This window comes from Saccharospirillum sp. (genome assembly GCF_040881935.1).
GTDB lineage: Bacteria > Pseudomonadota > Gammaproteobacteria > Pseudomonadales > Natronospirillaceae > Saccharospirillum.
Genome location: NZ_JBBECH010000057.1, coordinates 29,513 through 51,446 on the forward strand (window position 1 = coordinate 29,513; position 21,934 = coordinate 51,446).

A 21,934-nucleotide genomic window follows, 5' to 3' on the forward strand; every position below is an offset into this window, starting at 1 on the left:
CGGGGAGCACCCATGCAGACACCTTCATCGGAGAAAGACACCGGTGCCTACGACCGCCTGCTAGAGGCCGGACGCCACCTGTTTCTGCACCAGGAATACCAACGGGTGTCGATCCGGCGCATCGCCGAGCGCGCCGGCGTCAACTCCGCGATGATCGCCTATTATTTTGGCGACAAAAGTGGTCTGTACCGCGCCGTGTTGCTCAGCTATCTGGGCCCGGTCAAGAGCCATGTGCTGGAGAACCTGAAACAGTTTCCGGCAACCTCCTTTGTTGATGTCTTCAAATACTTTTACCGCTTCGCACCGCGCGAATTGATCCATCTGGTGATCAAAAATGCACTCTACGCGCCAGATGCCCAGCGCCAATGGCTGATAGACAGCGTGTTGCGACCGCTGATTCTTCAGGTCGAACAGCAGCTCGACCAGACGCTTCCCGATGGCAAAATTCACCGTCCCGAACAAGCCCGGCTGATGCTGCAAAGTCTGCTGGTAGCGCCTTTGTTGCTGCAGCCAATTCTGGAAGCCGTCCGGCAAAAACCCATGGACGACGATTATTTCGACGACCTGGCCGATTTCATCGGCACCCTGCTCGACCGGGCGCTGCGGCCCTCGGAAGGTGACCCTGCCACGTAAACCGGGGCTACCGTCAGATGGAAAACCATCCTAAACTGAAGCAAACACCAGCGGAGTACCGACCATGCCTGAAATGACGATAACCCTGAACCGAAAGGGCACAACAGCCAGCGAAGCCCACATTCGAGACCACCGTATCGTGATGGATCGCCCAACTGAAAAGGGCGGAGAAAATGCCGGCCCCATGGGCGGGGAAGCCCTGCTGGCCGCCCTGGGCGGCTGTTTCATGTCCAACCTGGTTGCTGCCGCCCAAGCGCGCGAAGTAGAACTGGGCGAGATTGATGTCCGCATCACTGGCAACATTGCCGGCACCCCACCGGCCTATGACCGCATTGAGATGATTGTTACCGGTTCTGCGAGTGTTGAGAGCTTGCCCAAACTGGTGACGATGGCCGAGCGCGGTTGCATCGCCGCCAATACCCTGAAAGCGGGGCTTGCATTGTCGGTTGAGACTCAGTTTCGCTGAAGACCCGACACACAGGGTTCAAATCGTCGGCCAATGCTCATAGCGGCTCCATTGGCCACCGAATAGCCCCAAGTACCGGCAAAACTGTAGAAAAATCAAAGGCCTGGGTAGACTTGGCCCATTTGGCCGGTATAATGCGGGCTCTGTTCGAACACACCGCCCGGTGCGTTCAGCGGGGCCCTTAGCTCAGTTGGTTAGAGCATCCGACTCATAATAGAATGCGCTGACGGCGGTGCGGAGCGATAAAGCAGAGCAAATATAGCCGCTTACCACATGTAAGCGACACTGCCAAAAAGCCAATGTAACAGCTATGTAAGCGGCAAAAACAGTTTCGGGCCTTTAGCTCAGTTGGTTAGAGCACTCGACTCATAATCGATTGGTCGCTGGTTCAAGTCCAGCAAGGCCCACCACACAAAGCCCCACACCACGCGGTCTGGGGCTTTTTTATTTTCGAATGCAGCGCTCTTGTACCCGCTTACATGCGCTTACTTCTACAGTATATCCGGGATGAACTTCAGGACTTGCACAGCAGGCCAAGTTGACAAAGGTGCTGCTGATTTACAAATCAGAATCAGGTTGACAAAACATTGTTTACGCCCATATCATGGCAGCAACCACACTGCCACGAACGAGTACCGCCGTATGACCAAGAGCCCCTCAGAAATACACGCCTGCCTCACCAACGAACGCATTGATTATGTCGGCCAGCTCATAGCTCGCGTGAGGGCTGAGAATTTAGATGCTGTCGAAGAGCGCGACAATGGTTGGAGTATCGGCTGTAGGGCTCATGCTTGGGTTTGCAGCGAAATTTTGCAACAGGAAGAAGATGTTCCCTGGTTAAGTGTTGTTGACCCATCGCTCCGATTCATTTCGAAGATCGGGGATGTTGAGTTTAGCTTTTACAAAGGGATGGCGGAGAAGCCTAAGAAGAACATTATTACTCGCGCTCAATCATACCCCGAGCTCCGTCAAACGCTGTTGTTCGATCTCCCTATTCCGGAGAAGCTCGTATGGGTATATGCGGTGGAAACTGACCTCGAAGGCATTACAACTAACATTGAGTTTTTCGGAATGAGCGGATCCGGAGAAGTAATAGCCTCTCGTACTGTGCCGATCTTCGATGTGACAGCCAACCTGGTTGACGTTAACAACACCGAAAGCGAACCGGTAGAACTTCCGGCCGCATCTCCTTCGCTGCCAAAAATCAGAAAAGACAAAACATCTGATTCAGAAGAGCACGACGAATGACTGAAAGAATTAACTTTAACGGCGACAACTTAAGAATTGCCCGGCTTATGTCGGGCATTTCTCTGAATGAACTTGGCGAGCGTGTAGGCACGACTCGGCAGTACATTCATCAGCTTGAAACTACTGATAAGAAAATACCAACCAAAGACTTGGTTGAGGCGCTAGCGTATGAACTAGGGGTTGATCCGAATTTCTTCTGCTACCCGCTTGGAAACCAAGTCAAAGAAGAGGAATGCCACTTCAGGAAACTCAAAACAACGTTGGTTTCATCACGCAGAGAAAGTGCAGCTCGCGCAACCCTCATGAACAAGCTGATTGAAACACTGGAAGCTTACCTTGAGCTACCGCCTGTAATCTTCCCTCAAATGGAAATATCTTCTCTTGCTGACTCCGAAGCAGCTAGCATTGAGTGCAGGAAGTACTGGAAACTTGGCGACGGCCCAATTAAGAACATGATCCGCGTTGCGGAAAATGCAGGTGCGATTGTTTCAACATTTGGGGACGTATCAGAGAAAATTGACGCGCTCTCCTTAAACAGAGGTCGTCCGATAATTATTCTTAACACAACAAAGAATTCGCCGCGGCTAAGGATGGATATTGGCCACGAGATGCTACACATAATCGGGCATGACGGCATTGAGACAGGTGATAGAGAGACGGAATCACAGGCAGACCACTTTGCCAGCCATTTCTTACTTCCTCGCGCCGCTCTAATCCGTGAATACACTAGCAGAAGCAAAACACGGATAGACTGGAACGCTATATACTCGATAAAGGTAAAATGGGGAATCAGTGCCAGAGCGGTTGTTTATAGGCTTAACCAATATGGTCTAATTACCCCCTCGCAATATCGAACAGCCAACATCCATTTCAGCAAAACCGGACAAACTAAAGAGGAATTTTATGACGATAAAGTTCCTCTCGATTTACCTGAATTGTTGCCATCTAGCTTAACGTTGTTGCTTCAGTTCTACGGAAAAACGTTTGGCGGCCTGTTAAATGAGCTAGGGATGAAAGCGGAATTTTTGGCAAACCTGACCCAAACGGAAAGCTCATTACTTCCTCTTTTGGCAGAGGAGAGCTTGCCCGAGAATATAACAAGCATTGCTGCGTATAAGCACTCGAGACCACATAACTAGGGGCTTATAGGTGGAGAAAAGCGCCATTTCCAATACCTCCATCTTTGAGGCATGAAGGAAAATTTTGAGGCGAGGTGATTATTACTGCGGCCTACGCTCCACCATTAGATGCGGATTTTGGTAGTGAATATGTAAGAGCGAATGTTGATGTTAGCTTCGGTGTTCTTAATGGCGATAGGATGAAAGGCAAGGTTCCGATGGAGTCAGAAAAAGGGCGTTCAGGGTATGAAAAGAAACAAATTGAATTTGGTGGTAAATGGACCCCTGTAAAAGTTCATGGGAAGCGATTTCCTAACGGCGTTATTGGTCAAAATTGGGCACTTCAAGCCTCAGCAAGCCTTAGGGCAAATGAAGAAGCTCCTCAAGATGGAATTCCTATCTTTCTGATCGTAACCCTACGATCAATAGATGATAACGACAACGTTAAACAAGAGGGATTAAGGGAGCTTGCAAATACGAATTGGCTTCAGTTCAATATTACCTCTTATGTCCCTGTGAGGTTCTAACGTATATTCCAACATACTTGCTACACTTATTGTCAGCACCCCAAGGGAGACAGCAAGCATTGATAACCATTGCTTCATTCTGCTTGAAGTATTCACTCATTAAATATAGGGTCCTCAGCCAAATTCTCAATCATATGCAGAAGTGCAGCCCTGACAATGTCTTTGTGTTCGCTTGACAAACCATCCAAGGCTAGTGAATTTACTTCTTCTCCCAACGGGGTAAGTACATTTTTTAAGGCCTTTCCTTCAGGTGTAAGGTATATAAATACCTTCTGCTTGTTATCCGCTTTCTTTCTTCTGTAGATGTACCCCTTCTTTTCCATTGCTTTTAAGGCAGCAAAAGTTGTTGGAACCATCAAGCCAGCTTCTTCACTCAACTTTGCCTGTGTTATGCCATCTTTAACCCACAAAATACGAAGAAAGGCCCAGTGACCGAAGCTTACATCATAGTTAGTAAGTCGAGCTTGCAAGCTTCGCGCTAGAAGCCTGCTGGTATCTCTAACCAAATGTGCCATTCGATCGTTGGGTACGTCATGGTGCCAGTGTCTCCAGACGCTGTTCTTGGTTGGTTCCTGATGTTTATTCATTAATGTAAGCTCTTGGCTTTGGTTAGTTATTGCGAGCGATTTGTAAATATACAACAGAATGGAGTTTGAGGCTAATGAGTAGGGGTGTTAGTAGGAAAAATACGAACTGTCTTGTATTTAAACCTACTAATCAAGAGCTTGCGAAAATGGCGCCTTCATACAAACATTGGCAGTAAGATTCCTCTGGGCAATCTGGCTCCCAATATGCCATTGAAGACCAACGCGATAAACGCGTATGACACAAGTGATACTGACAATGAGGTGAGCCAGCGTATTCTAAAATACAAGCAAAATACAAGTATGTAGAGTGGTATGCCTAGCTCAAAACCGAGTAACCAAAGGGGTGGCAAAATCATCAGGATGAAAATGTATGAATTAATAAAACTGACATCACCTTCATTAACAGTTTTTAAACTTTCGCTTTCTTGAAGTGGATGTCGTCCTAGCTTTATCTCGACAATGCGAATTAACGCAAAGAGGGCAGACAGCGCTGATACAGTAAATGGAAACGCAAGCACTTGTTGAGGGTACTGTTCTATCAGCCCATAGACAAGGAAGGCCCCCATAAAGAACACTATGCATCCGAGTACGATGGTTTCAAATAGTTTCATGGCCGATTCCTGGCAAGCTTGGTTATATAAGGGAAAATCAAGATCACAGCCGCAACGATTATAATACTCAGTGTAATCGGTCTAAAAATGAACCCTGGTCCGTGAAAGTTTAAAGATAGGTTCAAGTATCGCTCCACAGCAGCACCCAGAACAAAACCCAGGAGCAGTGCTGCACGGCTTAGCTTTGCTTTATCCAGTGCTATCGCTATGAGCCCGAAAAATAGGGTAAACACGACATCTATGAAGCTGTTGTGTGTCGTATAGGCACCCAGCACCACTAGCATTAACAATATGGGAGCCAGTATTCGGCCCGGAATCAGGGTAACTCTTGCCAGATAGGGCATGAACAGAATGACCAGCAGGGCACCAAGAACATTCGAGAAACCTAATACGGCGGCGAGGCCGACTCCAATATCAGCATTGTTTCTCAGAAACTCAGGCCCGGGCTGTATGCCCATGACAATAAAGCCACCTAAGAGTACTGCCATTCCAGAACTGCCGGGTATGCCCAGGGCTAAGGTAGGAACGAGAGCGCCCCCTTCCTTGGCATTGTTGGTTGACTCTGGTGCTATCACACCTTCAATCGCCCCATCACCAAATTTTTCGGGTGCTTTAGACCTCTTTTTGGCAGCACCGTACGCCACAAAGGGTGCGGTTTCGCCGCCAACACCAGGTACGAGACCAACGATAATGCCAATAAGCGCAGATTGAACCACGGTAATCCAGTGTTTTACGGTATCTCGCATTCCTAAAAATACATCGCTAAACGCGATTGTTCGATTGCCAGAATCAGAGGCAATGGGTTTGCCATTCTGAATCAGTTTAATAATTTCAGGCACGGCGAATAGGCCCAAAGCAATAGGGATAAGATTAAGGCCATCCAGAAGGTATTCAGAGCCCATCCAGAACCTTGGTATTCCTGATATGGCTTCATAGCCAAAAAAAGATAGGAATATACCGAGCATACCTGCGACCAAACCAGACCATGTGGACCCGGAACCAACAGATGCAAGGAAAAGTAGACCGATCAGCATCAGAATGAATGTTTCTGGTGAGCCAAAACTCAAAATGATAGGTTGAAGAATGGGTATGAGCAGTGCAAATGCAATACAACCCAGTACACCACCGATTGCAGAACTCGCTAGCGCAGCACCGGAAGCGTAGCCACCTCGACCCTGTTTGGACAACGGATAACCATCGATCACGGTCGCAGCGCTGGGCGGCGTGCCTGGTATACCGAGAAGTATACTGGGTAAAGCACCACTTGTAGTAGTAACGGCATGTGCGGCAATTAGAAAGGCCAAGCCAACAAACGGTTCCATGCCATAAACGAATGGAATCAATATTGCTAATGCTGTTAGCCCACTAAGACCTGGTAAAATGCCAAATATCAATCCGATGGGTATTGCGATTAAAACGGCACTCAGTGCTTGCCAGCTTGAGAACAAACCAAGCCCATCAATGATGTTGGACCACATAAACACGCTCCAGTATGGCGGGTGCACCACAGTGAAGTCTATGGCTGCACCCGTGTAAGCCCTGATTAGAAGTACTTGTTAAGTAGAACGTTCTCAATTTCAGTGGCACGCCCTGATTTACTTGCTTCGAAAACACTGTTGACAATTGATTCGAGTTGCGATCCGGAAATATAGTTGATGTCCAGTCCCCGGTCTGCAAGCTCGCTCAGAAACTCATCATCTGTTAGAACTGTTTCCAGGGCAGTTCGAAGGTAATTGGTCAGCTCGTCACTCATTCCTGGCGGTGCAACGATTGAGCGGCCGATTTCTGCAACGTTACCGCGGTAGTCATTCCAGAATGCAGCGTCTTCGCTTAATTCAAGTTCTTCAGAGATTGGTTCGAGTTCCGGGAAGTACTGTGAGCTGGAATTGCCCAGTACCGTGATGGCTCTTGCCTGATCACCTTGGACGGAGTCGTTGATAGAGGTGTCGGTAAGAATTATACCGTCAGCATCGCCACGGTAGACTGCCAGTCGGGCTTCTGAACTGCCACTGAAGCCTAATCGAATAGCACATTCCAGTTGCAAGGCTTCACAGAGAATGGCTGCTGAATCGCTTGGGCCATCTGCACGGCTCATCGCTGAGAATACAATAGGACGATCTGCATCAATCAGGTCCTGTGTACTGTGGAAAGGAGAATCGTTGTTTACCATCAACACCCAGGGTTCAGCGTTAACTCTGCCAAGCCATGTGTATTCGCTTAGATTATAAGTTACACCGGGAGCTCCAGTTATTTGCCCTAGAGCTGATGGAACACCATTGAGAATGTATATAGTGGTGCCATCCGGATCTTCACGATAGACGGTGTTTGTAGCAGTACGGCTGCCGCCACCGGGCATGTTTTGTACAACGATGGTAGCTTCCAGTTCTTCGGCAAGCGCTGGGCCGAGTACGCGCGCATACGTATCGAAACCACCACCTGGCCCGTAGCCTACAACAAAGTTTATGGTTTCACCTTTTAGCGGAGCATGACTGTCTGCACCAGCCATTGCGGCAATAGATGTAAGTAGTACAGATGTTGTTACCTTGACTATACTTTTATTATTGAAAACTTGGCGTAGTAGCATGGTATACCTCTTATTTTAGTATGTACCCGATTATGGTACGTTCGTTTTGTCACGTTATACTTTAACGTGACTTTGAACCTCTCTTGGAAAGAGCTCTTCAGGCGTCATCTTTTTCTGCAACAACCCTTGCTCAAAGCCAAAGTCGAGGAACGCTTGAATCGTGTGTCTGTTTGGTTCAATGCCATAAGGCCACAGACTGTTCTCAAACGTGTCCGAAAGACTTTCGATATTTGTTGGAAGCCACGGGATCGGCATGTAGGAAGCCGTGACGTCGCAGGCTCGTTCGAGTGAATTATTTTTCGCTTGCTCCAGTGCAGCCATCAAGTTATTTGCAATCCAGGGATTTCGATCCAGAACCTCCTGTTTTATTGCAACCACATGCATGATCGGGAATATTCCGGATTTGGAGAAATACTGCCGTTCAGCTGCTTCAGGGCTATCAAGCAGCCGACGAATAGAACCGTCTTTACTGGAAAATGGAGCGGGAGGCCTTGCGCTGAAAATCGCATCGATCTCGCCGTCGAGCAGAAGTTGGGTTAGAGACTTATCTGCGCGGTTTACGTAGTCAATGTCACTGGGTATTGAGAGTTTAACCTTCTCCTTTCGCCCGGCCTGATTGACACCTGATTGAACCCACCGAATCGAGTTCAAGGAAATGCCTAGCTCATGCTGCAAGTATCCACGGGTGTAAACCGAAGCGGTCTGAGCCCACTCTGGAAGGCCTATGGATTTGCCACACAATTGAGAGGGGTCAGTTATGTTGGAGTCTGCCCGAACATACATGGATGACAGCCGAAACATTCTGGATAGAAAGACAGGAATTGCATTAAGCGTTGTATCACCCTGGCTTTTTAATACACAGTATTTTGCAAAGGAAAGCTCAGTTACCTCCCACTCCCTAAAATTCAAGAATCGATAGAATATCTCCTCGACCGGAAGGTTTAGCATCGTCAGATCAATACCGTCTGCCCGAACGCTGCCCATTCTTAGGTCGCGCACGTGATCATAATCCGGCACTGCCATTGTTAGCGCTATATTTGACATTCATTGAGCTCCTACATTCAACGCGTACTTGTTCTTATTTTACTGTTCTTGCACTATCAGCAAGCTTACCTAGGGATTCTATTCGTCAAAGTGACACACTGGATTTCCAATGGTCCCAGGCTCGAACCATTTGCCCTTCAACATTGACCATGGCTTGTTCTGCTTCTTCTTTAGACAGATACGTCACCTCGCCCAAGCTCATTGCTTGAGCTTGCAATTTGGCATTCACTTCAAGGTAAACAGCTCTGTACACGACCCTCATGAGTGAGTCTGCAACGACGGTTGATCCATGCCCTCTCATCAGTACTGTATTACGGTCACCGAGTGTTTTGGCCAGTGATTGACCCAGATCCTGATTTGAGATTAAAAGATCTGTCGGAGTGTCTGAGTGATCACGAATTTCATAAATAGGTGCGTAATCGTGAATAAAACAACTCATGTGACAAACGGGTCTTAGTGGAACCGACTTGACCACACTGAAAGGCACAATTGAAGGTGAGTGGCTGTGGACAACGGCCATGACATCCGGGCGCTTGCGATAAATTTCTCCATGGATGTATCGCTCCAGGTACGGCTTTCTGTCATCACCAACTACTGTGCCATCCAACTCGTGCTCAAGAATGTCGCTGGGGCTAACAGTATTGGGAGCCATATTTCTTGATAAAAAGAAGTGCTCGGGGTTTTCCGGGTTTCTAACGCTTACATGGCCAAAAGCATCCACGACACCTTCATTAAAAAGAATGCGATTCGCGATACTCAGGTCTGTTATCAGGTCATTTTGGGTCGCCATGAATCTTTTCTCAGTCAACTTGTTAGAGATCTAACATAGATGACGAAGGCGAAGGGGTCAATCAGATTTCGAACTGGGCAATTCTATGGACTTACCTGTCGAACGAGTGTGATATCGCGTTGCCAGGCGGCTTGACCATGTCTGGAATAAGCCTGGAACAGAGTGTTCCAGGCTCCGGGGCGACTTGCCTGGTCGGGAGGTGCCGGGCGGTTATTTACTCCGGCTCTGCATTGGCCCCGGCACACTATGTTGAAGTCTCTGTTTGGGAACACTGTACTCAGGTACCTTCACCAGATGTCTGCAGCAACTGCTTCTCCATGGAAAGCCATAAGCCCGGTGCGGTAGCCATGGTCGGGCCGGGTTTGTCGAAATCCGCGCCCTGGTGTGTCATCAGTACGCGTCCGCCCGCTTCGCTGACCAGCAACTGACCACCCCAGCTGTCCCAGGGGTAGACCAGCGGTTCATACATGCCCAGCAGGCGGCCGGAAGCTACATAAGCCAGGCCGAGCGCACAGGATCCGATGCGGCTGTACATGCCGCCCGCATCTACTAGCCACTCGATAAAGCGCGCTGATTGCCGTGCACCGAGTTTTACCGAGCTGCCGATGGAAATCAGGCCATCCGCTACCGTCTGTTCAGTGGCTACCCGGATGGGTTGACCGTTGCACCAGGCACCGCCACCGAGGACCGCAGAGTAAAGCTCGTCGGCTACCGGATCGTAAATCACTGTCATAAGCGTTTCGTTGCGATGAGCCAGGGCGATGACCAGACACCATTGTGGAATGCCTTTAAGAAAACAGGTAGTGCCGTCAATCGGATCAATGATCCACAGGTAGGCATCCTTGTCCGCTTCCTTTAGGCCGTGTTCTTCTCCGATGACAGCGTCTTCGGGAAACTGCGCATGCAGGGAGTCACTGATGAAGTGTTCCACCCGGGTATCAGCTTCCGACACCCAGTCCTGCTGGCCCTTGTTCCGTATCTTGAGTTCGCCGGCATTGTTGAAGTAATCTAGGGCGATAGCGCCGGCATCCCGGATCATGGTGCTGACGTGCTGTAACCGCGCATGAACGGCATCAATATCCCTGTTGCTGAGTGTTGTCGGTATCGTCATAGGAGCACCAGTTCGTTCACCAATTCCTGAATTCTGGATTGCAAGGCGTCCATACCCTGGTCGTTAGTGATGCGGACATCCGCGTGGTCGATCAGGGCGACATTTTGTTGAAACGCCTGATCGCCATCCACTATGCCCGCTGCCCGAGTGTCCGCCGCCTGGAACTCTTCCAGTGTATCCGGGTCTCCGGCGCGTCCGCGCGAACGGACACGTTCGAATCGTGTGGTGTCTGGTGTCACCATGGCTAACAGCACGAACCGGGCACCGGCCTCCAGGGCTGCCTGACGCAGTGTGTTTAACTCGGACAGGTTGCGTAAGCCATCAATGACGGTTCGCGGTTGATGAAAGGGGTCGATGTCTAACAACAGGCGCCGCGCAAAATAGTCAGCGCCTTCCGCTTCCTGTTTCCGGCGTCCGTATTCTTGCACCTGGGCCCGTGTTGGCTGATCGTGAACGGATTCGGCCTCTTCCCGCAGCAGCGCCGAAACTGAACAGGGGTTGAATCCCAGTTTCTGAATAAGCCCCGTCGTGGTGGTTTTTCCAGCCCCGGATTCGCCGCATATGGCGATGGCCAGAGGGGTTGTGTCGGGTGTCGTTGTCGATGAACTCATGGTGTGTTTCCCCGTTTTTGTTGATTTTTCTCCGCTGCTGTTGACAGGCGGTCCGACTTAGGACTAGATTATTGCAAGCGCTTGCAAAACAAGTCAAGCCTTGTTTAGCTTGACAGCAGCGCAGCCGGGCACAATCCAGCAGTTGGAACCATGAATAGTTAATGAGTCATGGTTTCCAGGCTTGCCCGAAGCCGAACTAAATACAAATACAATAAGACTAGCCTGCTCTGTGACGCCATGTCCCGGGCAGGTCGGGAGGCAAATATGAGTAACAAGAACCTTGTCCTATCTACCGTGATGGCAGGCGTTATGTTTGCGGGTAACGCCGCAGCCGAGTCAGACGAAACCTTTGTCGTGGCTGTACCCCAGGAACCCCAGGATCTGGCTGCTCAAGCCATATACAAGGAGGTTAATGCTCCGGGGCTGCGTAACGTAATCGAGCCGCTGATCATGTCCGATTCGCAAACCGGTGAATTCGTGCCGGTGTTGGCGACCAAATGGGAACGCATCGGCGATGACAGTTTGCGTTTGCACATCAGAGAAGGGGTGACCTTCCATGACGGCACACCGATGGATGCAGAGGCTGTGGCCACGTCCATTGAATTTGTCTGGGATCCTGAAAATGCGTTTACCATTCAGGAATATGCCGGGCCCGGTGTAATCACCGCGACGGTGGAAAGCGACAACACCGTTATCGTTCATTCATCCGAACCCGACCCCATGCTGGATTTTCGCATGACACTGACGGGTATTACATCGCAGCGGCAAATCGAAGAAAACCCGTCCGAACACTATACCCATCCGCTGGGTACCGGGCCCTATCAGTTTGACGAGTGGAACCGGGGTTCCAACTGGAAAGCCAGTCGTTATGACGATTGGTGGGGCTGGGAAGCCGATGTGGCGTATGGCACCAACAAGCCGCAATTCGATGCACTCGAGTTCCGCTTTCGCACGGAGTCTTCAGCACGCATGGCCATGATGCAGGCCGGCGAAGCGGATATCGTGAACGCGCCTCAGGCTTCGGACTGCGCGCGAGCCGACGAGTATGAGGAGTTCCGCTGCGTGTCCGGACCGTCCGACCGCTATTTGTATGGCCGGCTGGATCACTCACTGTATGCGGATGAACGGCTGCGGGATGAGCGGGTCCGGGAGGCGATTTTCATTGCCGTGGACTACGCTGGTCTGTCCAGCATTCTGGGGCTCGCTTCCGTCCCTCAGGGCCAGATGGGCACACCGGACATGACCGGTTTTAACGACACTTTGGAACAGTATGAGTATGACCTGCAACGCGCCCTGGAACTGCTCGCCGAAGCGCGAGCCGATGGCGTGGATGTAGATGGGTTGGAAGTTGAAGTCATGGGTCGTAACGATACGCCGCGCATCGGGGAACTGGTGGAAGCCATTGGCGCCATGATCGAGTCTGTGGGTATTTCCACCGTGCAAACGGTGCAGACACCGGCGGTGGCCAATCCACGGTTTCGGGTTTCCGATTACGAGGCCAACGCGCCTCGCGCATTGCTGCAGGTGCACGTCAAGCAGAATCCGGCGCCGGACTTTGGCCTGAATCTGTTGTCCAATTTCGGTTGCCCGGATACGGACGACCCTGCCGGCGCGACGCGTTCTTCCGTGTTCTGTGACGAGACCTTTGATCAGCGTCTGAACGAAGCGCTGGCCATGGTCGGTAAGGAGCGGCATGAAGCCATGCGTGAACTCGTTGCCTATGTGCACGAGCGCCATCTGACCATGCCTCTGGCGCTGCTGGACCACGCTTATTTGATCTCGAGCGATTATGAGCTGGTATTCGGACCCGCTGGCAGACTGTTGATGGCCAATGTGTCTGTAACGCGATAAGTCGAAATTAGGCGGAGGAGTTTCCTCCGCCGTCATAGAGCAAGTGGAGGATTTCCATGCCTTATCTAGTGCGTCGAGCGGGCCATTCCATCATCCTTCTGCTGGTCGTTGTCACCTTTGTTTTCTTAGCGGGTCGAATGATTGGTGATCCGGCCATTGTCATGCTGGGACCAAGTGCAACGGATGCGGCACTCGAGCAACTGCGTAACAATCTGGGCCTTAACGACCCACTGCTGGTCCAGTATTTTCGATTCATCACCGATCTGTTGCAAGGCGACATGGGGGTCAGTTTTCGCTATGGCTTTTCCCAGATGCCCGCCGACCAATTTATGGAAACGTCCGGGACACCGGTGATGGAACTGGTTCTGGAACGGTTACCGCAGACCTTCTATCTGGCAGCAGTGGCGTTGTCCAGCGCCCTGGTACTGGCTTTGACGCTGGGCTGCCTGGGCGCCATGTGGCCGAGATCCTGGGTCGACAACCTGGTGAACGTGCTGTCCCTGGCCTCGGTTTCCGTGGTCCAGTTCTGGCTCGGTCTGATGCTGATTCTGCTGTTCGCTGTGCATCTGGGATGGTTGCCCACCGGTGGCTATGGCGAGTGGTATCACGTCATTTTGCCGGCCATTGCCCTGGGTGCCAGACCTCTGGGGCGGGTTGGCCAGGTGACGCGCAGCGCCATGCTGGACGAACTGTCCAGACCCTATGCGGCGGCGGCCCGGGCCAAGGGCTTGCCGGAACATCGCATCGTATCGGTACACGCGCTGAAAAACGCGGGTATTCCCATCGTGACTATTACCGGCGATGAACTGGTGCAACTGGTGACCGGCGCCATTCTGGTGGAAACCGTATTCGGCTGGCCGGGCATTGGACAACTGCTGGTCTCTTCCATGAGTACGCGGGATCTGCCGGTGCTGCAAGGTGCCATATTGACCGTCGCGGCGTTGGTTATCGTCGTTAATCTGGTGGTGGATGCTACCTATACCTACCTGAATCCCAGAGTAAGTTTCAGTTCTCGGAGTTCATGAAATGACACAGAAACTGGTTACACAGACCCAACCGGGTAACCACGGTCAGGGCCCGTTGCCGGGGTCGTTATACGGCTCCGAAACCGTGGAAGAAGATCGGGCTCCCAAACTCACCTGGAAGCATTATTTGCTGGCCCTGGTCAGCGACCGGGTGACCATCACCGCCGTGCTGTTTCTGATGCTGGTAGCGATCGGCGCTGCGGGCGCGGGCTGGCTGGCCCCCTACGATCCGGTCGCCATCGACATCATGAATCGCTTTATTCCGCCACTGAGTGGGACCGCTGACGGATCTTTCCATGTGTTGGGCACCGACCAACTGGGACGCGATGTCCTGAGTAGGCTGATGCACGGCGCCCAGGTTTCGGTATCCATCGGTTTTCTGGGGGCGACCTGTTCGGCGCTGGTGGGGATTACCGCCGGCATGATCGCCGGCTACCGCAGGGGGCTGTTCGAAGACATCGTCATGCGCCTGGTGGATGGTATGCAATCCCTACCGTCCTTGCTGATTGCTCTGTTCGTGCTATTCATCATTGGCGGCGGGTATTTGAACCTGGTGCTGGTGTTCACCTTCTTGCATTGGATGGTATTCGCTCGCATGGCTCGTTCGCTGACCCTCGGCTACCGGGACAGCATGTTTGTTAGCGCGGCGCGCGTTCTGGGCTGTAAGGACCGCCGAATTCTCGTGCGCCATATCCTGCCTAACATGATGGCTCCGCTGATGGTGTTGTTCACCCTTGAGGTTGCCATTCTGATTCTGTCCGAAGCATCGCTGTCTTTTCTCGGCTTCGGGGTGCAGCCGCCAAATGCCTCCTGGGGGCGGATGATCGCCAGTGGACGGAATCACATCAACACGGCCTGGTGGTTGGTAACGCTGCCCGGCACAGCGATATTTCTGACCGCCCTGGCACTCAATCTGGTCGCTGGCTGGTGCCGCAATATCAGCGACCCTGTACAGAGCGCACGCTGGCTGACCCCCAAGCGCGGCAAGAAAAAGCAATGAGGACTGAACCATGACAACAATCGAAACGCATGACCGGACACTCCGGGAAAGGTCCGCCGCCGAAGCCCCGATTATGGAAGTACGCAATCTATCAGTGGGATTCGATACCCCGCACGGTCCGGTTCAGGCTGTTGATGATGTCTCCTGGTCGATTCGTCGGGGGGAGACGCTGGCGATCATTGGCGAGAGTGGGTCCGGCAAAAGTGTCGGGCTGGAAACCCTGATGGGACTGATCAAATCACCCCCGGCGACGATCTCGGGCCAGGCTTTCTTCGCCGGTGAGGACATGCTGAAAATGTCCGGCCGGGAGCGACGCGCGTTACGCGGTGAAAAACTGGCAATGATTTTTCAGGATGCCCTGACCGCGTTGAATCCGTCGCTGACCATCGGTACCCAGATCAGTGAGGTGTACCGGCTGCGTCGGGGGGTCAGCAAGAAAGAGGCAAATGACAAGGCGGTGCAACTGATGGACCAGGTCAAGATCCCGTCGGCGCGCAGCCGTCTGGGTGACTACCCGCACCAGTTCTCCGGTGGCATGTGCCAGCGGGTCATGATCGCGCTGGCTCTGGCGATGGATCCGGAAATTCTTATCGCCGACGAACCGACCACTGCACTCGACGTGACTGTCCAGCGGCAGATTATGGATTTGCTGAGAGAGGTGCGTGATGAACGCGGCATGTCCCTGATTCTGGTCACCCACGACCTGGGTGTCGTGGCGGAGGTGGCCGACAAAGCTGTGGTCATGTATGCCGGTCGGATTGCCGAGTCGGCCGATATCGTCGATCTGTTTCGCAAGCCCAAACATCCGTACAGCCGCGCGCTGTTGCGTGCCATGCCTCGTGTCGATTCGGGTGCCGAACGCCTGGAATGCATTGCCGGCACGCCACCCACGCTGAGTCATATTCCGTCCGGCTGCGCTTTCCGTCCGCGCTGCGCTTTTTGTCAACCAACGTGCGCGCAGGAGCGACCCCGGTTGCGGGACATGGAACCCAACCATCAGGCAGCCTGTCATTTCGCCGAGGAGATTGAGCATGGTGCATGAATCCATAATCGGGAAACACCCTGAGCAGGAGCGCGATGTGATGCTGTATGCCCGGGGGCTGGTCAAGTCCTTTGCCATGAAATCCCATCAGGGGTGGCGTACCGTAGAGCAGGAAATCCGTGCCGTGAATGACGTCGGGTTCTCGCTGGGCCGGGGGGAAACGCTGGGCCTGGTGGGAGAATCCGGGTGTGGCAAGTCCACGCTGGCCAAAATGCTGGTGCGCCTGATCGAACCCACAGCAGGAAGCATCGAGCTGGACGGCGAAGACATTCTCTCCCTGAATACCGAAGCCATGCGCCAGATGCGCCGACGCATCCAGATGATTTTCCAGGACCCCTATTCATCATTGAACCCGCGCATGACCGTGGCCGAGATCATTGGTGAATCCTGGGTGGTATTCCCGGATATTGTGCCACCTGAAAAACGCGAAGAGCGCATCAGCGAATTGCTGCACCAGGTTGGCCTGAACACTTCTGATGCCGATCGCTACCCGCACCAGTTTTCCGGTGGTCAACGACAACGCATTGGCATCGCGCGTGCCCTGGCGGTGGAGCCGGAAGTGATTATCTGCGATGAACCGGTATCGGCGCTCGATGTTTCAGTACAGGCCCAGGTGATCAATCTGCTTATGGATATCCAGCGGGATACCGGGGTGGCCTATGTGTTTATTGCCCATGATCTTTCCGTGGTGCGCCACATTTCGGACCGGGTGATGGTCATGTACCTCGGGGAAATCATCGAGGGTGGACCGGTCGAACAAGTCTTCGAGCACCCGCAACATCCGTATACCGCCGCTTTGCTGTCTTCTGTTCCGGTTCAGGATCCGGAGCAGAAGGGGCGTCGGGTGCTGGCATTGCCGGGCGAAGTCCCCAGCCCGATGAACCCGCCACCTGGCTGCAAGTTCCATACACGGTGCCCCTATGCCACGGATATTTGCCGGACCCAGGCCCCGGAAACCCAGGGTGACATGATGCAACGCGGAGTGCGTTGCCATCACACGGACCGGCTGGATTTCAGTGAATATCTGGAACACATACGCGCCCGTGCCACGGGCTGAAAACCGTCTCAACGTTGTGGGTTGTTGAGCCTTTGCCGGTCATGGTCATAGTGTCACCATGACCGGTTTTTTTGATGGTAATGCCTGGATAATCCCAATCCATTCCAAGCCCGACAGGCTCTTTGATATTTCCCTAGCGCAACGTGCCCCGCTCGATCAGGGTACAGGGAAACAACAACCGTTTGACGTTGCCGCTGTCCTGGCCGGCCATGGCCTGGCTGATTATGTCCACCGTTTGTTGCACCATGTCGCTCATTGGTTGCCGGATTGTGGTGAGCTGGTAAGCGTCTGCGCTGGCCAGTTCAATATCATCGAAACCGATAATGCCCAGGTCATCCGGAATCGTGAGCCCGTGCCGGTAACGCGCCACATCCATGACGCCGAAGGCGACTAAATCGTTGCCGCAGAAAACGCCATCAATGTTCCGGTGTTCGTCCAGCATCTGTATCGCCGCCTTGCGACCGGCGTCGTAGGTATATTCGGTGGCGTTAACTCGGGCCACTAATTCGACTCCGGCTTCACCAACAGCGTCACAGAAGCCTTTTTCCCGGAATGCGTTGGTGGATGTGGTGGCGGGACCGCCCAGGTAAGCCAGTTTCCGATAACCGCGCTCAATCAGTTTGCGTGCCGCCAGGCGTCCGCCTGCCTCATTGTCGGCGCATACGACGTTGACCTTCGCATTTCGAGGCTGGCGGGCGTAAGCCACCAGCGGTATGCCCTGGCGCGCGCACTGGTCAACCAATGCCTGTGACATGGAGGCGGCAGCGACCACCAGGCCGTCCACACCATACTGCATGACTTGCCGGGCTGACTCGACTACATCGACCCCCTTGGACACATTGAATACCAGGGCTCGCAGGCCCCGGGCCTGCAGGGCGCTGGTAAACAGATCGAGGGTCGTCAAATGCATGGGGTTCTGGAAGTTGGCCAGAATGATACCCACCAGCGCAGTACGCTGGGTCATCAGGCTGCGCGCCAATACGTTGGGCATGTAGTCCAGCTTCTCTGCCGCAGCCAACACCCGGTCCCTCATTTTGGAAGATACGCTGGCTCCGGGGGTAAACACACGGGACACCGCCGATATGGAAACGCCCGCTTCCAGCGCGACGTCGCTGGCGGTGATGCGTGAAACTCTTTCGGTCATTCCTTTAAGCTCCTGAAGGCTTTACAATTTGCAAGCCCTTGCAATTATTGTGTCTGCCGGGCTGTTGAGTCAACTCTCCCGTGAAATTCAAGTTGAATGGAGTAACGATTTGGATTGGGGTTGGCTGTTAAGTTCAGGATGGTGCTATTGCCGTCTTCGACGCTACCATGACGTCTTTAACAAGAACAACAGGCTACAAGGCCCGGAGTAAAGCCCCATGTCAGCTAACAACACCGAAGCGAGCGTCTTCGCCGACGAACAGGACACGGATATTGAAGCCTTTGCCCGCTTGTGCGAACAGAGCGCGGATGTGCGGGACTACCCCAGGGCTTCGACCGTTGAGCGCGGGGTCGTTATTTATGATCGCCTTGCCTTTGAGTTGGACTCGGCGCTGGAACGGCGGGGGCTGATGGCTGAGCTGAACCGGGTGTTTTCAACCGGGCCAGGCATCGTGGTGGTGCGCGGCAGCTTTGTCGATACGACCGTGCTGGATCGCCATACCGCTGTGTTCAAGCGCATTATGGCGGACGAGTCGGAAGTTCGTACAGCGGGGGATCATTTCGCCGCGGCAGGGGCCAACACCCGGGTCTGGAATTCGGTGCAGAAAGTGGCCGAGGTGGATCCGGCAGCCTTTATCGAGTATTACGCTAATCCGGTTATGCATACGTTGTCCGAGGCTTGGCTGGGGCCGCACTACCAAGTTACTGCCCAGGTCAATGTGGTGCACCCCGGCGGCCAGGCGCAACAGCCGCATCGGGACTATCACCTCGGTTTCCAGACCAACGAGGCCGCAGCGCGTTATCCCCTGGCCGTACACCGGTTGTCGCCCTTGTTGACGCTCCAGGGCGCCGTCGCTCACACCGATATGCCGATTGAAAGCGGGCCAACCCAGTTGCTGCCGTTCTCGCACCAGTACGAGTTGGGGTATCTGGCCTGGCGGCAGGATGCGTTCAAACGGTATTTCGCCGAGCATGCCGTCCAACTGCCGTTGAATAAGGGAGACCAGCTTTTCTTCAATCCGGCCCTGTTCCACGCCGCTGGCGATAACCGCACTCGCGACCAGCATCGCATGGCCAATTTGTTGCAAGTCTCTTCGGTCTTTGGTGTGCCCATGGAAACGGTCGACCGAACCATGATGACGTTGGCGATTTATCCGGAGCTGTTACGCCAGGTTCAAGCCGGTTCACTAACCGGCACTGAGTTGAGCGGTGTAATTGCGACGGTGGCCGACGGGTATTCCTTCCCCACCAACCTGGACACCGATCCGCCCGTGAACGGCCTGGCGCCGCAGACCGGTCAGCAAGTACTCGCACAGGCGCTGGAGGAGGCCTGGTCGCTGGACAGGCTACGCCGGGTGATGGCTGATAAAGCAAGTCAACGCAGAGCTTCCCAGCTTCCGCCGTTCTGACTGGATGTCAGGCAGGTCTCGATAAAGTGGATCCCCCGGGCACCGTCTTCGGCGGGTGGGAAAGCGTTATCGGGCGACAGTGCCTGCCCTGTCTCGCGCGCAGTGATGGCTTCAGCCAGGTCCCGGTAGAGTGTGGCAAAGGCCTCCTGGTAGCCCTCCGGGTGACCGATCACGACCCTGGTGTGGCGGTCCGCCGCCGGATACAGTCCGGGCCCGCCCTTGGCCAGTACCCGGCAGGGTTCGTCCAGCGGGCGGTGGATCAGTTCATTGGGCTGTTGTTGGTGCCATTCCAGGCCGCCCTTGCTGCCGAAGATTCTGAATTTAAGGCCGTGTTCGGCGCCGGCTGCAGCCTGGGTCACCCAGATCAGGCCATGGGCGTTGTTGTCGTAGCGGGTTAGCAGCGTCGCATAGTCGTGCGCGTCCCGCCCCGGCGTTACCGAACAGACATCGGCGGTCAGGTGGCTCGGCTCCATGCCGGAGACGAAGGACGCCAGGTGATAGGCGTGGGTACCGATCTCGCCCAGGATCAGCGAAGGGCCGCTGATTTCGGGGTCGAAATGCCAGTGGGCGCCGCTTAGTTCGTCTTCGCCCAGTTGCGCCAGGTGTCCCTGCATGTACTCGCACTGCACCATTCGGATCTCGCCGATATCACCATTGGCGATCATGGCCCGGGCCTGGCGCACCATCGGAAAGCCGGTGTAAGCGTAGGCTACACAAAACAACCGATTATGCTGCTGCGCCAGTCTGGCCAGTTCGTCAGCCTCGGCTGAGGTGTTGGTCAGTGGCTTCTCGCACATGACGTGGAAGCCTTGCTCCATGGCGCGTTTGGCCAGTTCGAAGTGGCTGTTGTTGGGCGTCATGATGGCGATGACATCAACCCGGTCATCGCGCCCGGCCTCGCTATCAATCAGGCTGAAACCGTCGGCATAGCCGCGCTCGATGTGCAGGGTTTTTGCAGCGGCCAGGGACCGGTCGGGGTCGGAGGAAAAGGCGCCGGCGACCACGTCAAACAGACCATCCAGCACGGCGCCGCCGCGATGAATACTGCCGATGAAAGAGCCGGGGCCGCCGCCGATGACGCCGAGCCGCAAGCGACGACCGGGTATTAGGTTCGATTGTGTCATGATTTCAGCATCCATTCGTGGGCGGGATCGTTGTGGAAAATCCAGGTGCGTTCTGGACCCGCCATGGTGTTGAGGTAATAGAGGTCGTAGCCGTGCGGTGCACCAACCGGATGGTAGCCCTCGGGCACCATGACTACCCCTTTGTCTTCGACCGTGATGGTCTCGTCCAGACTGCGGTCGTCGGTATAGACCCGCTGGAACGCGAATCCCTGGGACGGATTCAGGCGATGGTAATAGGTTTCTTCCAGTTGGGTTTCGTTCGGCTTGGCGTCGGTGTCGTGCTTGTGCGGCGGGTAGCTAGACCAGTTGCCGTTGGGCGTGAACACCTCAACCACCAGCAGTTTTTCCGCCGGGATGTCGTTGAACAGGATGTTGCAGACCCGGCGCTCGTTGGTCCCTTCACCCCGGGTGATGTATTGCAGTTCTTCCGGTTTAATCAGGCGCGCGGGATACTTGCCCTCGGCCGGTGCCCGGGACACCGCCAGTTCCAGCTCAGTTCGGGCGGTGACGCGGTATTCATCGCGCGGTGGCACATAGACGGCATAAGGCGGTTGCTGTTCAAAAATGGTGGTGCGCTCCCCGATGTCGGACCAGGTTTCCTGACCGGTGGACACATCGGCCTTGCCGGTCATCAGCACCAGGCAGACTTCGGTGCCTTCGGTCGGTTGCGTCAGGGTCTGGCCCGGTTGCAGGGTATAGACTTCGAAACCGACGTATCCCCAATTAGCGGACTGGGGGGTAATGCGCTGGATGCACCCGATGTCGTCGGGTGTTTGGGGTCTGGAAAGCAGGTGTGACATGTGATGACCTCCTGTTGGAAGAGTTGGCCAATATCGACCTCTGGCCAGTTTGATTCGAAATAGCTTTTACTCAAGTTGCAGAGTTTGTACCTGACTGAGTGCCGGGTACCGGGTATGCCTATCCGGGGGAGTCCGCAACATGGATGTTGCGGT

22 protein-coding genes and 1 tRNA gene are annotated in these 21,934 nt (G+C 53.8%); 12 read left to right on the forward strand and 11 right to left on the reverse strand.

Going from position 1 to position 21,934, the window contains the following annotated elements:
• The first annotated feature begins 12 nt into the window (after nt 1-12).
• From WEB54_RS10620 to WEB54_RS10645, 6 genes are all read left to right on the forward strand, one after another.
• Nucleotides 13-633 carry a TetR/AcrR family transcriptional regulator gene (locus WEB54_RS10620; protein WP_368055505.1) on the forward strand — a complete coding sequence of 207 codons (621 nt, stop codon included), beginning with the start codon at nt 13-15 and terminating at the stop codon, nt 631-633.
• A 64-nt stretch (nt 634-697) separates the two neighbouring features.
• Nucleotides 698-1,099: an OsmC family protein gene (locus WEB54_RS10625; RefSeq protein WP_368055507.1), complete on the forward strand. Its 402-nt coding sequence runs from the start codon at nt 698-700 to the stop codon at nt 1,097-1,099.
• A 333-nt stretch (nt 1,100-1,432) separates the two neighbouring features.
• A tRNA-Ile gene (locus WEB54_RS10630) sits at nt 1,433-1,509 on the forward strand.
• Between the two features lie 232 nt (nt 1,510-1,741).
• Nucleotides 1,742-2,347 carry a hypothetical protein gene (locus WEB54_RS10635; protein ID WP_368055509.1) on the forward strand — a complete coding sequence of 202 codons (606 nt, stop codon included), beginning with the start codon at nt 1,742-1,744 and terminating at the stop codon, nt 2,345-2,347.
• Nucleotides 2,344-3,486, forward strand: a complete 1,143-nt coding sequence (locus WEB54_RS10640; protein ID WP_368055511.1) for a helix-turn-helix domain-containing protein — start codon at nt 2,344-2,346, stop codon at nt 3,484-3,486. Before WEB54_RS10635 ends, WEB54_RS10640 begins: the two co-directional genes overlap by 4 nt.
• A 74-nt stretch (nt 3,487-3,560) precedes the next feature.
• Nucleotides 3,561-3,992, forward strand: a complete 432-nt coding sequence (locus tag WEB54_RS10645; protein ID WP_368055512.1) for a hypothetical protein — start codon at nt 3,561-3,563, stop codon at nt 3,990-3,992.
• Nucleotides 3,993-4,084: 92 nt separating this feature from the next.
• Here WEB54_RS10645 and WEB54_RS10650 read toward each other — a convergent pair whose 3' ends face one another.
• The 8 genes from WEB54_RS10650 to WEB54_RS10685 form a co-directional block, all read right to left on the reverse strand.
• On the reverse strand, nt 4,085-4,579 hold the full coding sequence (locus WEB54_RS10650; RefSeq protein WP_368055514.1) for a MarR family winged helix-turn-helix transcriptional regulator: 495 nt from the start codon (nt 4,577-4,579) through the stop codon (nt 4,085-4,087).
• Nucleotides 4,580-4,734: 155 nt separating this feature from the next.
• Complete coding sequence (locus WEB54_RS10655; protein ID WP_368055515.1) at nt 4,735-5,190, reverse strand: tripartite tricarboxylate transporter TctB family protein; 456 nt, start codon at nt 5,188-5,190, stop codon at nt 4,735-4,737.
• Nucleotides 5,187-6,668, reverse strand: a complete 1,482-nt coding sequence (locus WEB54_RS10660; RefSeq protein ID WP_368055516.1) for a tripartite tricarboxylate transporter permease — start codon at nt 6,666-6,668, stop codon at nt 5,187-5,189. The genes WEB54_RS10655 and WEB54_RS10660 overlap by 4 nt, the downstream gene beginning before the upstream one ends.
• A gap of 65 nt (nt 6,669-6,733) precedes the next feature.
• The gene (locus WEB54_RS10665) at nt 6,734-7,774 is read right to left on the reverse strand and encodes a Bug family tripartite tricarboxylate transporter substrate binding protein (RefSeq protein ID WP_368055517.1); all 1,041 of its coding nucleotides are present in this window, start codon (nt 7,772-7,774) and stop codon (nt 6,734-6,736) included.
• A gap of 54 nt (nt 7,775-7,828) precedes the next feature.
• The gene (locus tag WEB54_RS10670; protein ID WP_368055519.1) at nt 7,829-8,818 is read right to left on the reverse strand and encodes a hypothetical protein; all 990 of its coding nucleotides are present in this window, start codon (nt 8,816-8,818) and stop codon (nt 7,829-7,831) included.
• 85 nt (nt 8,819-8,903) lie between these two features.
• Entirely contained in the window at nt 8,904-9,608 is a 705-nt protein-coding gene (locus WEB54_RS10675; RefSeq protein ID WP_368055521.1) for a class II aldolase/adducin family protein, read from the reverse strand.
• A 277-nt stretch (nt 9,609-9,885) separates the two neighbouring features.
• Nucleotides 9,886-10,719 (reverse strand): inositol monophosphatase, encoded by an 834-nt coding sequence (locus WEB54_RS10680; RefSeq protein WP_368055522.1) that lies wholly within the window; start codon nt 10,717-10,719, stop codon nt 9,886-9,888.
• The gene (locus WEB54_RS10685) at nt 10,716-11,330 is read right to left on the reverse strand and encodes an AAA family ATPase (RefSeq protein ID WP_368055524.1); all 615 of its coding nucleotides are present in this window, start codon (nt 11,328-11,330) and stop codon (nt 10,716-10,718) included. Before WEB54_RS10685 ends, WEB54_RS10680 begins: the two co-directional genes overlap by 4 nt.
• Nucleotides 11,331-11,594: 264 nt before the next feature.
• Between WEB54_RS10685 and WEB54_RS10690 the strand changes: the two genes are divergently transcribed.
• From WEB54_RS10690 to WEB54_RS10710, 5 genes are read left to right on the forward strand one after another with little or no spacing between them, the layout of a single operon-like run.
• Nucleotides 11,595-13,181, forward strand: a complete 1,587-nt coding sequence (locus tag WEB54_RS10690) for an ABC transporter substrate-binding protein (RefSeq protein WP_368055526.1) — start codon at nt 11,595-11,597, stop codon at nt 13,179-13,181.
• A gap of 56 nt (nt 13,182-13,237) precedes the next feature.
• Entirely contained in the window at nt 13,238-14,206 is a 969-nt protein-coding gene (locus WEB54_RS10695) for an ABC transporter permease (RefSeq protein WP_368055528.1), read from the forward strand.
• 1 nt (nt 14,207) lies between these two features.
• Nucleotides 14,208-15,206 (forward strand): ABC transporter permease, encoded by a 999-nt coding sequence (locus WEB54_RS10700; RefSeq protein WP_368055530.1) that lies wholly within the window; start codon nt 14,208-14,210, stop codon nt 15,204-15,206.
• A 10-nt stretch (nt 15,207-15,216) separates the two neighbouring features.
• A complete protein-coding gene (locus tag WEB54_RS10705) occupies nt 15,217-16,248 on the forward strand; it encodes an ABC transporter ATP-binding protein (RefSeq protein ID WP_368055531.1) in 1,032 nt (343 codons plus the stop codon).
• Entirely contained in the window at nt 16,238-17,305 is a 1,068-nt protein-coding gene (locus tag WEB54_RS10710; protein WP_368055532.1) for an ABC transporter ATP-binding protein, read from the forward strand. Before WEB54_RS10705 ends, WEB54_RS10710 begins: the two co-directional genes overlap by 11 nt.
• A 133-nt stretch (nt 17,306-17,438) precedes the next feature.
• Here the strand turns inward: WEB54_RS10710 and WEB54_RS10715 are convergent, their stop codons facing one another.
• The gene (locus WEB54_RS10715; RefSeq protein ID WP_368055534.1) at nt 17,439-18,449 is read right to left on the reverse strand and encodes a LacI family DNA-binding transcriptional regulator; all 1,011 of its coding nucleotides are present in this window, start codon (nt 18,447-18,449) and stop codon (nt 17,439-17,441) included.
• A 217-nt stretch (nt 18,450-18,666) separates the two neighbouring features.
• Here WEB54_RS10715 and WEB54_RS10720 point away from each other — a divergent pair, with 217 nt between their 5' ends.
• A complete protein-coding gene (locus tag WEB54_RS10720; protein ID WP_368055535.1) occupies nt 18,667-19,857 on the forward strand; it encodes a phytanoyl-CoA dioxygenase family protein in 1,191 nt (396 codons plus the stop codon).
• On the opposite strand, the gene WEB54_RS10725 is transcribed toward WEB54_RS10720, so the two are convergent.
• Nucleotides 19,824-20,981, reverse strand: a complete 1,158-nt coding sequence (locus WEB54_RS10725; RefSeq protein WP_368055537.1) for a Gfo/Idh/MocA family protein — start codon at nt 20,979-20,981, stop codon at nt 19,824-19,826. The genes WEB54_RS10720 and WEB54_RS10725 overlap by 34 nt on opposite strands.
• Nucleotides 20,978-21,781, reverse strand: coding sequence for a 5-deoxy-glucuronate isomerase (iolB, locus tag WEB54_RS10730; protein ID WP_368055538.1), 804 nt, complete (start codon nt 21,779-21,781; stop codon nt 20,978-20,980). The genes WEB54_RS10725 and iolB overlap by 4 nt, the downstream gene beginning before the upstream one ends.
• Nucleotides 21,782-21,934: the final 153 nt, after the last annotated feature.